The organism is Mastigocoleus testarum BC008 (assembly GCF_001456025.1).
In the GTDB taxonomy this organism is placed as follows: Bacteria; Cyanobacteriota; Cyanobacteriia; order Cyanobacteriales; family Nostocaceae; genus Mastigocoleus; species Mastigocoleus testarum.
On the sequence record NZ_LMTZ01000096.1, the window covers coordinates 254,257 to 266,634 of the forward strand.

10 protein-coding genes are annotated in these 12,378 nt (G+C 39.1%); 3 read left to right on the forward strand and 7 right to left on the reverse strand.

The window, feature by feature from the left end:
- Positions 1-141 precede the first annotated feature (141 nt).
- From BC008_RS21160 to rppA, 7 genes are all read right to left on the reverse strand, one after another.
- Complete coding sequence (locus tag BC008_RS21160) at positions 142-552, reverse strand: DoxX protein (protein ID WP_058183815.1); 411 nt, start codon at positions 550-552, stop codon at positions 142-144.
- A 124-nt stretch (positions 553-676) separates the two neighbouring features.
- Positions 677-2,095 (reverse strand): efflux RND transporter periplasmic adaptor subunit, encoded by a 1,419-nt coding sequence (locus tag BC008_RS21165; RefSeq protein ID WP_082650587.1) that lies wholly within the window; start codon positions 2,093-2,095, stop codon positions 677-679.
- Between the two features lie 292 nt (positions 2,096-2,387).
- Entirely contained in the window at positions 2,388-2,999 is a 612-nt protein-coding gene (locus BC008_RS21170; protein ID WP_036267883.1) for a TetR/AcrR family transcriptional regulator, read from the reverse strand.
- Between the two features lie 270 nt (positions 3,000-3,269).
- Positions 3,270-3,923, reverse strand: a complete 654-nt coding sequence (locus BC008_RS21175) for an SAM-dependent methyltransferase (protein ID WP_027846010.1) — start codon at positions 3,921-3,923, stop codon at positions 3,270-3,272.
- Positions 3,924-4,308: 385 nt separating this feature from the next.
- Positions 4,309-5,667, reverse strand: a complete 1,359-nt coding sequence (locus BC008_RS21180; RefSeq protein ID WP_027846009.1) for an APC family permease — start codon at positions 5,665-5,667, stop codon at positions 4,309-4,311.
- A gap of 411 nt (positions 5,668-6,078) precedes the next feature.
- On the reverse strand, positions 6,079-7,347 hold the full coding sequence (locus BC008_RS21185; RefSeq protein ID WP_027846008.1) for a sensor histidine kinase: 1,269 nt from the start codon (positions 7,345-7,347) through the stop codon (positions 6,079-6,081).
- A 185-nt stretch (positions 7,348-7,532) separates the two neighbouring features.
- Positions 7,533-8,207: a two-component system response regulator RppA gene (gene rppA / locus BC008_RS21190; protein WP_027844334.1), complete on the reverse strand. Its 675-nt coding sequence runs from the start codon at positions 8,205-8,207 to the stop codon at positions 7,533-7,535.
- 57 nt (positions 8,208-8,264) lie between these two features.
- Here rppA and BC008_RS21195 point away from each other — a divergent pair, with 57 nt between their 5' ends.
- The 3 genes from BC008_RS21195 to BC008_RS21205 all read left to right on the forward strand — a co-directional run bounded on the left by BC008_RS21195 (position 8,265) and on the right by BC008_RS21205 (position 12,310).
- Positions 8,265-8,669 carry a hypothetical protein gene (locus BC008_RS21195; protein WP_036266229.1) on the forward strand — a complete coding sequence of 135 codons (405 nt, stop codon included), beginning with the start codon at positions 8,265-8,267 and terminating at the stop codon, positions 8,667-8,669.
- A gap of 159 nt (positions 8,670-8,828) precedes the next feature.
- Positions 8,829-10,007, forward strand: a complete 1,179-nt coding sequence (sat, locus tag BC008_RS21200; protein WP_027844332.1) for a sulfate adenylyltransferase — start codon at positions 8,829-8,831, stop codon at positions 10,005-10,007.
- A 101-nt stretch (positions 10,008-10,108) separates the two neighbouring features.
- Complete coding sequence (locus BC008_RS21205) at positions 10,109-12,310, forward strand: caspase family protein (RefSeq protein WP_027844331.1); 2,202 nt, start codon at positions 10,109-10,111, stop codon at positions 12,308-12,310.
- The last annotated feature ends 68 nt before the right edge of the window (positions 12,311-12,378 follow it).

Consider the following 12,378-nt stretch of genomic DNA (forward strand, 5'->3'; position numbering starts at 1 on the left):
TAATGGGTAACTGGTAATTGGTAATTGGTAATTGGTACTTGGTAATTGGTAATTGGTAATTGGTAATTGGTACTTGAGTAATTCATTAGCCCTGATTCCTAACTCATTACTTATTACTTATTACTTATTACTTATTACTCATTACCTCCTCTTCCCCAGTGTCAGCAATTGGTCTTTATCTCTGACTATAAATAAAGCTATTAATGCTCCCAGAGCGGGGACAGCAGCCCAAAATAAAGTATTTGGTCTTTCGTAAGGATTTAATAATCTTTCATATGTGGAAAGCACTGATACTGTATGCATTCCTAGTAACGCGCCGTAAGTCCAGGTTTTGAATAAACCCACCATAAAAACAAGGATTATCAGAGTTTGAATTGCACCAATAACATAGGAAACTACGGGCGATACGTTACCGATAAAGTAAAAAGTAGAAAATATACTTTGGGTAGATTCTGGTTGAAACAATTTTCTTAACGACCAAACCAGGAAAAATACTCCTGTAGAAAGACGAATAATTGCTAAACCAATTTGTAACTTTCGTTCATCTGTCATGGGTTTGTAGGGTATTAGGGATTGGAGACTGGGGACTGGCGATTAGGAAAAGAAAATAAGTAATAAACAACAAATAATGAATAATTAATAGATACCCAATCGCCTATCCCTAATCCCCAATCCCCTATAAAGGCTTGACCACTGCACCATCTCTAAGTCCATCTCCACCTTTTAATACAATGGGCTTACCATTTTGTAGTTCATTACTAGCGATCGCTACTTGTTCGCCCATATCTGCAACCATTTCCACCTCAAGCTGTTTTGCTTGACCATTCTCTACAGCAAATACAAACCACTGGTTTTGTCTTCTAGTTAATGCATCGCGGGAAACAACAAAACTTGGTGTATTTCCGGGTAGTTCTAAATTCGCTGAAATTGCCATTCCGGGTAATAATCCTTGGGGTGGATTATCTAACCTTACCCTCACTCGCTGTCGCCTAGATGCAGCTTCTGCTGAAGGTACTACCCCTGTAATTGTGGCATTTCCCCGCCATTGTGGAAGTGCACGAGCGGTCAATACAACTCTACTCCCTGATGGGACTCTACCACTCAAGTTTTCTGGTAGCTCCAAGAAAATATCAAGTCTTTCTCCTGCAACTAAGGTAAGAATTTCATTACCTGTTTGTACGTAGTCGCCAGGACTAACTTGTCTTTCTAAAACGACTCCACCAGAACTTGCTCTAATATTTGTACGTTCTAATCCTAATTTCGCTTGATTCACCGCTGCTACTGCTGCAGCCATATTCGCCCTTTGTGCTGCAATTTCTTCGCGGGTAGGACCTGCTTGTGCTTCTGCTAATTCTGCTTCAGCTTCTAATCTTTCTCCCCTTCGATCATCAACTGCTGTGCGAGCTTGGACTAAAACTCTTTGGGCGATCGCACCTTCTTTAACTAATGCAGTTTGACGTTGGAGATTATCCATCGCTTCCTGTTCTCGTGCTTTTGCAGAACTTACTGCAGCTTGACGTTGAGCAATAATTTCTGGTCGAGTCCCAACTTCCAAGCGAGCTAGATTATTTCGCTGCTGTGCTAACTGAGCTTGAGCTTGAGATAGGGCTAACTTTTGGTCAGCATCATCAATGACTGCAATTGTCATTCCTGGAGTTATGCGATCGCCTGCTTGTTTCAAGACTTGGGTGATTACACCTCCTGTTTGCGCCCTAATTGTTGCTCTTTGGGGAGACTCCACTTGACCTAAAAGCTGAATCCGTCTCGTTGAATTACCCCGTGCTAATCTGGTAACTTCCACAGGTCGAGGTGGTGGTGTTTGCGCTGCATTCGCAATAGGTTCTGGTGTTTGCTTTAAGGGAGATATAAAACTCCACAAGGCGAATCCATTAGCTGCAACCGACAGCAATAAAATCATCCACAACCAAGACTTTCCTGGTTTTTGAGTGGGGTATGACGACTGTTTTTGTTCTATTTGATTTACATCCACAGAAATATCAGAAGAATTAATACCAGAAGAATTATCTGAGTTAGTTTCCGTCTGATGTTCTGGCTGCTTATCTAAAACAATATCTGGTGGTTGCAGTTCATTCATGGTTTTTAGTTGGGTAATCGGGGGTAATTGGTAAGACTTAAAACTGAATGGTCAACTCTTGAATTATTAATACTCAAGAGCAATACTCAAGATTAATACTCCTCAAATAATTGATATTTGATTCATTGACACTTGATTTATTCGCATTTAATTGCTGAAAATCTAATTTATTAAGATTTGAAAATTTTATTCATACCAGTCGGTATGTTAATGATTAAAAAAACTTAGGTAAAAAATTAGATTCAAGAAATTAGGTAAGAAATTTAGATTCAAGAAATTTAGATCCGAAAAACTAGCTTTTAATACCGAGTATTCTTAAGAGTCCAGGTCTCAGGTCTGTTTTAACAATTTTTAAATCATTTTTAACTCTTCCTAAGGTTAGAACTCCCTGTACAAATTCATACATATAGAGAGCTATTTTTAGTGGGTCTAAATCTCGACCGACAATACCCTCTCTTTGTGCATCAGCAACAAGAGAAGCAAAGTATTTGGTCATGCGGTCAATAATTTCAGCAGATGAATTTTTGAGCTTATCTTCCGTTGTACTTTGTCCGCTGGAAATAAAAGGACAACCAACAACACGACCGCTTTGAGCTTGCTTTTTCTCTTGCATAGAAATGATTAAATCGCAATATTTATCAATCCTTTCTAAAGAAGAATTCTGAGATGAGAAAACCCGATCTAAATCGACTCTAACACCTTGCCAATGCTCTTCAAAAGCAGCAGTTGCCAAATCAGCCTTTGATTTGAAATAGTGATAGAAAGCACCTTTTGTTACCCCTGCTCGATCACAAATTTGAACAATTCCGACCGAATCATAATTACTTTGCCAAATTAAGTTAAGTGCTGTCTCTAACAACTTTTGCTTGGTTTCTCTTTGTTCTATCAGTCTTGATACTGCCATACTATGAAAATAAACATGCATGACTTACATCATACATACCAGTTGGTATGTTGGCAAATAGGTTCGGCGATATCAAGAATAGATACCCGCGACTGTAGTAGGAGTTTGCTTAATTGAATGAGTGTGAGAAGTGTGGAAACAGGAAGAGATATTCTTTAACAGGTAATCTTAAGGTAGGAAAGGAGTAGTTAGTACAAAAATCATCAAGTAAAAATTTACCAATTACCAATTACCAATTACCATTCGCCGTTAGGCGCGGGCGTATACCAATTATTTTTGAGAAGAACGCAAATTATTTGGAACATTCTCAGGGATAGTCCACTGGTAAAGCGTATATGTACGACCATTATTAGCCTTTACCTGTTCTTCTCGTTCAGGTTTCCAGTCACCCATATTAAAAGCATGGGAAACAACGCGAGTACCAGGTTTAAGTTCCTCAAATAACTTGGGTCGGAGCTTTAAGTTAACATCAGGAAGTAGGTAAAGGGTAACCACATTTGCATCCCTCAAATCAGTCTTAAACAAATCTTGTTGTAAAAACTCAACCCGGTCGGAAACACCGGCTTTTTTTGCATTTTCTCGACTTTGCTTAACTAAGTCAGGGTTTATTTCTATACCAATAGCACGTTTGGCAGCATATTTTTGCACAGCAGTAATAGGGATTCTACCATCACCACTACCCAAATCAAAAACAACATCTCCATTGGAAACATTAGCCATTTTCAACATTTGCTCAACAACTTCATTTGGTGTTGGAACAAAAGGAACATCAGCTTGAGTCTTTTTAACTTCTACAGCAGGAGGAGATGATGCTTGCTCGGTATTTTGATTTTGGGCTTGTGCATTTGGTTTGCAACCAGCAACACTAAGAGCTAATATCCCAGCACTGACAAAAACTAACCTTTTAATGTGGCGTATGTGCATAATAATTTTCTCCTTCTTAGTTTTGTCTGAGAATTCAGGAGTGAAAAATAATTCCTAATATCAATACCCAACAGTACGCAATGACTCAGCTAGCTTACAAGCGAGATACTAAGGTAATTTGTAAACACCAAAGCCTGCTGCGGTGTCGCATCGGCGTTCAGCTTCTAGCTGCAATACCTGCAGAGCCACGAACATAATTGTAATTTCTGATTTTGTACATAGCTTGCTTGTAGTTTATATGCGCTACGAGAACGAAATTGATGATAACTTGGGAGTTAGAGTTTAGGAGTAAATAAATTCTCCCAACTCTGAAATACTATCTTTTAAAATCAACTTTTAACCGTAGCCCATAAGATAAGGTGTGGTATTAACCATAAACTAATAACTAGCGACGAGAAGATATAAATAGTAGTGGTATCCCAGTCAAAACAATTCCTACACCGAATAGAGAACTAACTCCGGTGTAAGCAAGACTAGAGTAAAGCAAATAACCACAAGTCACGCAAAATAGTATGGGTGTTACAGGATAGAAAGGAACGCGGAAAGCTCTATCCACCGCTTTCTCACGAATTCTCAATACGATTAGAGATAAGCCGGATAGTAGAAAAAAGAACCAGAAAACCGGAGCCGTATAATCTACCATTGACTCAAAACCCTTGCGCGTTAGAGTTCCTAATATCACTAACCCTAAAGCAAAAGTTCCTTGAACTATATATGCATTAATTGGCGTATTGGTACGATTTCCTAAACCTCCTAGAAAAGAAAATAACGGAAAATCGCGCCCCAAAGCGTAACTGCTACGACCTCCGGTAAAAATTGTGGCATTAAGCGCACCTAAAGCAGAAATTGCAATTAACGAACTAATAAACGCAGCACCCGGTTCTCCAAAAGCACGACGCATCAAGTCTGCTGCAACAGCTTTAGAGGATTCCATCCCAGCAATCCCCAAACCCTGTATATAAGCCAGATTAATTAACAGATAAATTGCTGTAATAATACCAATACTCCATATGAGCGATCGCACCATATTGCGTTGAGCATTCTTCAAATCTGCAGAAATAAAAGCAGCTTCGTTCCAGCCACCGTAACTCAACAACACAAAAACTAACCCCAAACCTAAATTTAAACTATTTGAGGATGTATCGGTACTAGTTGTTTCTACAGGAGTAAAACGGAAAGCCAAACCCAAACCAACAATTGTAACTAGGATCAGACCCAGAACTTTCATTGCAGTTAACCAATTTTGTGTCCACTTTCCTTGGGTAATACCAGCAATATTTAACCCAGTTAATACCACAATCGCGACACAAGCATATATGGAAGAAGAGCGATCGCCAAGACCCCAGATCTGTGCTGTATAGTCACCAAATACAAAGGCTAAAAGTGCAATTGAACCAGTTTGAACAACAGTTAAGCGCGACCAAGCGAACAAAAAGCTAATCCACGAACCAAAAGCACGCCGTAAATAATAGTAACTACCTCCTGGATGGGGATATGCTGTAGCTAACTCCGCAAAACACAAAGCTCCGACAAAAGATATAACGCCACCCAAAAACCATAAGCCAAGAGCCATTTCCGGATTATTGACATTAGCTGCGACTAGAGAGGGGGTTTGAAAAATACCCACTCCAATAACAATACCGACAATGATTGCAACTGCATCCAATAATCCTAGCGCCGGTAATGGTTTTTTTCCTTGTTGCGAATCTGAAGAAACTGGAAAACTTTCATCTAGCTCATTCATGTTAGTACCACCCTTATTAAACGAATTTTGTTTGATACTAACTTCCTATATACCTAGATAAAAAAATTCCCAGGAATGGAATATAAATCAAATTGATTCGGCACAATAGTTTTTGCTTCATTCACACCCACCCCTTAAAATTTGCTTTGTCAATTATCCCAAATAAATATGACGAGAAAGTGACAGATTTATAGTCGCAGTTCGATTCAGACTCAAAAAGCTTATAAACTAAATGTCAACTTTTTAACAAAAAATTAATAATAAACTAAAATATTTGATTTCTCAACTTTTCTAAAATAATTGAAATTAAGTTAGATAAGGATAAACACCATCCTTTAAAGTACTCATGATTTTATACACATAACTTCTGTTTTGCTAGTTAATTATGCTGTGGATTTTTTCTAATTCGATTTAATTAAGTTTTTTGACGAAGAGAGTAATTTCAAAAGTGGTACCTTCCCCAACGGTACTATCTACACTAATTTGCCCATCATGGGCTTGAATAATTTGTTGAACAATCGCAAGTCCTAAACCGAAGCCACCAGAAGATCTAGTTCTTGATGTATCAACGCGATAAAAACGCTCAAAAATATGGGGTAGATTTTCTTGTGGAATTCCAATTCCAGTATCTTTAACTTGGATCGATACTCGGCGTGATTGATTAATAATTTCTAATTTAACGCTTCCACCTTGAGGAGTATATTTAAAAGCATTGTCTAATAAATTTTTAATTGCATGGCGCAAAAGGTCTGCATCTACTTTTAAATTAATTGGTGGAGATGGGAAATCAGTAATAAAATTTAATTCTTCAGTTTTAGCAATGGAATCATATTGAGTCGCTAATTCTTTGAACATGTTCACAAGTTCGCAATTTTGTAAATCTTGCGGGTTTAATTTTCCTTCATGGCGAGCTAAGAATAATAAATTACTAATGAGGTTACTCATAGTTTTGGAAATATCGACAATATTTTCCAATCTTTGACGTGGTTGTTCTGCATTATTCTCTGGAGCAAGCAAACCAACTTGAGCATTACTCAAAATAGCTGCAACAGGTGCTCTTAACTCATGAGATGCATCAGCAGTAAAACGTTGTAACTGTTCGTACGAGCGTTTGGTTGGTTCCATCGCTAAACCACCAAGATACCAACCAACTACACCAATAAAACCAAGGGTTATTGGTATTCCTAAAGAAAATAATAAGCGCTCCTTTCCTAGTTCTTCTTGTAGTGTTTTCAATGACTGTGCAACTTGTAAATAACCAATTAATTTTTTGTTTGCTTTAATTTCTAAAGTTAGTTCGCGTTTAAATTGTATTTTTGGAATTAAGTGAGATGGATGATGCTTAACAGTTCGCAAACCTGGCGATCGAGTTAATTTGAAATTACATGAATAGTCATCATGAGAATTTTTCAATATTCCATGACGATCGTACCAACAGATATGTTTAATTCCATTATTTAGGTGCCATTTCCTTCTATAATTAAATTCCCAGTAATCTTCTTGCTTAATATATTCGGTTCTTTTAGTTATCTTTTCGGTTTCTGACCTGAGTTCTTTATCAAATTTCGAGATTTGATCTTCTAGGCTGAAGAAGTAAATAACAGAACTAAAGACAATCAGAATTAAACCCATCGGTAAAGTAAACAGATAGGTCAAGCGACGACGACTGCGAGTAAACATGATTATTTTGGGTTGTTGATTATTAACTGCTAATGGGTAATGGGTAATGGGTAATGAGTAATGAGTAATGAGTAATGGGTAATGAGTAATGAGTAATGAGTAAATTTTTGCTCCTGACTTCTGACTCCTGACTCCTGACTTCTGACTCCTGACTCCTGACTCCTGACTCCTTACTCCTTACTCATTCACCCAGGGGTATTCAAGCGATAACCCATACCATATATAGTTTCCAGACAATCCTTAACTCCTACAGACTCTAAACGGTGTCGCAATCTTCTGACTAAAGTACTGACAGCATTACTTTCTGGGTGCGTACCCCATTCCCATAGTGTTTGTTCGATTTGGTCGCGCGATAATACTTGCTTTGGGTGACGCATCAAATATTCCATAAACTGAAATTCACGGGTAGATAATTGCACCCGCGCTTCTCCCCTTTGCAAAACTAAACTATGAAGATGTAATTCCAAATCGCCCAGTTTAAGGGTATCACCCTGCCATAATGGCGATCGCCGCCCTAAAGCTCGAACTCTTGCTAATAATTCTATTACATCCACAGGTTTAACCAGGTAGTCATCTGCACCAGCATCTAAACCCGTAACTTTATCTTTGGTAGTATCTTTAGCTGTTAACATCAGTACTGGTGAAGTTTTACCGGTCTTGCGGTAATTATTACACAATGTAACACCACTAACATTAGGTAGCATCCAATCTAAAATTAATAGATCGTATTCTTTTTGAGCCAGTAATAGTTGGGCTGTTTCCCCATCTTCAACAGCATCAACAATATGTCCAACTCCCGATAAAGCTGCATGGAGTGGCTCTAACTGCCTGGGATCGTCTTCTACCAGTAGAATTATCATAGATATGATTGTTTGCTTGGATACTTGGTTGGGAATATTTCTCTAATTTTTAGAATAATGCTTCAATCTCGATGGTTACATTTAATGAAATATTTTCAATATTTCAGGTTAGGGTTTTGGTTGTCATTACCGCTATTAGGAATAGTTTTTTGGTTCTTTTGTGGTTGGATGACACAAGAACTTTTAATTAATTTATCTAATGAGGATATCAAGCCAGAAATATCTGTTGAGCCACAAAGTAAATCATACTTACAACAGTTCTCATCAATTGTGTTACAGGTCAATTCTGGGAAAGGTTTTTCCACGGTGACAGCAACAAAAGAAATCAGAGGTGAAAAAACTAGAGGTGTGAAAAAAATCGAATTTCAACTGTTTACTACTGACTTACAAGAAATAGAAGCAGAAATAGCTAAAGAATTAGAATTACCACGAAGAAAAGTCAGACAATTACTTGTGAATTGATTAAATTTGCCATTTTTTAAGAATTTATTAATTTTTTGATTCCCAATCCCTAATACCCAGTTCCTAACACCCATTAATAAATTTCTTCAATGTTTTACTGCATTTTGGTAAGTTAATAAATAATGAAGAAAATCGCAGTAAAGCACACAAGGTGTTATTTTGAGCAAGCAAAATCAGGGTATCTCTGCCCACGGTGGTCAGTTGGTTAATCGTGTTGCGACACCAGAACAAAAACAAGAGTTTGTTTCTAAAGCTGAATATTTACCGCGAGTTCAACTTGACGCGAGAGCGGTTTCCGACCTGGAAATGATTGCGATTGGTGGCTTTAGCCCTTTAACTGGTTTTATGAACCAAGCGGACTACGACCGAGTTGTAACTGAAATGCGATTGGCTGATGGTACTGTATGGTCAATTCCTATCACCCTGTCAGTTACGGAAGAAATAGCCGCACAACTCGAAGAAGGTAGCTACGTTCGCCTTGACGATCCTAGCGGTCGGTATATTGGGGTACTAAAACTAAGTGAAAAGTATCACTACGACAAAAAGCGAGAAGCAATTAATGTTTATGGTACCGACGAAGAAAAACATCCTGGTGTAAAGGTAGTTTACAATCAAGGTTCTGTAAATTTGGCAGGTGATGTGTGGCTATTGCAACGCGACCCCCATCCCCAGTTTCCTAAGTATCAAATCGATCCTGCCGAATCTCGGAAAATGTTTTTGGAAAAGGGTTGGAAAACCGTTGTTGGTTTCCAAACTCGCAATCCCATTCACCGTGCCCATGAGTATATCCAGAAATGCGCTCTAGAAACTGTTGATGGCTTATTTCTACATCCGTTGGTCGGAGCAACCAAATCAGATGATATTCCGGCTGATGTGCGGATGCGCTGCTACGAAATTTTATTAGAAGGATATTACCCCGCAAATCGAGTAATTTTGGCGATTAATCCTGCTGCAATGCGGTATGCTGGTCCTAGAGAAGCAATTTTCCACGCCTTAGTTCGGAAGAATTATGGTTGTACCCATTTCATTGTTGGGCGCGATCATGCTGGGGTGGGTGATTATTACGGCACTTATGATGCTCAACACATTTTTGATAAATTTTCTCCCGAAGAATTGGGGATCGTGCCAATGAAATTTGAGCATGCCTTCTTCTGCACGCGCACCAAACAGATGGCAACATCTAAGACCAGTCCTAGTACTCCAGAAGAGCGGATTCACCTCTCTGGAACCAAGGTACGAGAAATGTTGCGTCGCGGAGATTCACCACCAGCAGAGTTTTCCCGTCCGGAGGTAGCGGCAGAATTGGTTAGGGCGATGCAAGTAGCAATTAATGCTTAAATAAAAATCTGCTACAAAAACAGTATATTGTCTGGCTTTACACGACAGACTACAGCCCTTTAAGCTGATACCTGATAGATTGAGGGCACAGAAGCTGGATGATGAAGCGGCGCACGTTTTTGCAACGGTTTGGCTCTATACTTGCGGCGGTGGGGATAGCTGAAGCTGAATGGTTATCCTGGGGGAATCCCTACTATCAAGCTTTGGCACAACCCACATCGCGAAAGTTAGCTTTATTGGTTGGTATCAATCAATATCCAAACATTCCCCCACTAGGTGGTTGTCTAACAGATCTGGAATTACAAAAAGAACTTTTGATTCATCGATTTGGTTTCCAGCCGTCAGATATTTTATGTTTAAGTGATGAAGAAGCTACTAGGGATGGAATTGAGACAGCTTTTATCGAGCATCTCATAGATCAATCAAAAGCCGGTGATGCGGTTGTCTTTCACTTTAGTGGTTATGGCAGTCGCGTGAAACAAGGTGCATTGATTGGAACAACCGAAAATGCCCTAGTACCCGTCGATTATTCTTCGCAGGATGGAGAAACTGTTGATTATTTATTGGTAGATACGCTGTTTTTGTTATTGCGATCGCTACCAACAGAAAGCGCAATTGCAGTTTTGGATACAAGCTTTTATGCTCAGCAAGCCACCCTACCAAATGGTTTGCTGATTCGTGCGACTGAAACTTCACCACAAGCAGCATTAGCAGAATCAGAAGTTGATTTTCAAAAGCAACTCAGAAATCGAATTGTAACCAAAGATTCACTAGCACTAGTTGCAGCATCAACTCCCAAGCAATCAGCTAGAGAAATTTTATGTTCTGGATTTAGTGCTGGTTTATTTACCTACGCATTAACCCAATATTTATGGGAAACTGTTGAGCCGAAAGCTATTCAATTCAGTCTTTCCCATCTTGGTAGTACAATTGAGCGCATAGGTTCCCGGCAACAACCAGCAATATTGGACGGGCAAAAAAGTCAATTTAAAGAACGAATCAGGGATAACTTATTAGCAACAACCTCTACAGGTGCAGAAGGAGCAATTACATCAGTTGAAGAGGAAGGTAAAAACTGCGAGATATTTTTAGCCGGGATACCGCCACAAGTTCTTGAATGCTACGAAAATCATTCTCGGTTCAAGGTTATTAGCGATGAAGAAACCGATCTAGAATTAGTGTTGCGATCGCGCAGTGGTTTGAGAGGAAAAGCTCAAATTGCTAGTATGGATAACCGCCAAATTAACCCTTCCCTAGAAGTTGGGCAACTAATTCAAGAATCAGTCAGAATTGTATCTCGTAATATTGATTTAACCATTGCCCTAGATAATTCCTTAGAAAGAATTGAACGGGTAGATGCAACTAGTGCATTTTCGGCATTTGAGGATGTATCAACTGTAATTGCCAAAGAACAACCTGCTGACTATGTTTTTGGTAAATTACCAGCAGCATATAGTAGAGATTCATCTGGTGTATCCTCAATGACATCTCCTAGTCGCTATGGTTTCTTTTCTTTGGGAGGAAAACAAATTCCCAACACCATTGGTGAAGAAGGAGAAGTAGTAAAACTTGCAGTACAGCGTTTAGCACCGAAGTTAAAAAATTTGCTCGCAGCCAAACTGTGGCGACTTACAGATAATGAAGCCTCATCTTGTTTGCAAGTCAAAGCAAGTATGGAAATCAATAACGGTATATCACCCCGCATGGTAATGCAGCAAAAAACCGGGCGAAATTTAGAACCTCAAAAAAACTTGTCCAATCAAAGTGGTAATCGAGCTAGCAGTGAAGGTATTCCCACCGTACCCATCGGTTCTAGAATGCAATATCGCGTGCAAAATCAAGGTGAAATTCCCTTGTACTTGATTTTGCTTGGTTTAGATACCAGCAAAAACGCTGTTGCTCTTTATCCTTGGGATGAGATTGAGGAAGATGACGCTTCACAAACAAAGCCAGTACTTCGGGATATAAAGGTCGAGCCAGGAGAAACCCGCGTAATTCCCCAAAGTACTGCTGGATTTGAATGGGTAGCAAAAGGATTAGTTTCTTGGTGTGAAACCCAGCTAGTTTTTAGTACTTCTCCCTTCAGCAAAAGTCTTAAAGCCTTGGAAAATAGCAAGCATTCTGGAGCCAAACAAGAACGAGTATTAGCATTGTTAAACCCATTGGAAGTCGCAGAAGCAATGCTGCTCGATTTGCATAATGCGAGTAATGAAGGGGTGGAACCTAGTAGTAGTAATGTTGACTCTTACATACTCAACGTTAACAATTGGGCTGGTCTGAGCTTTGTTTACCAAGTAGTTTAACTAAAGAATCTAAAACATCCCCGGTTGATAAAACCGGGGTATAAGGCACGGATATTCTCAAATAGATG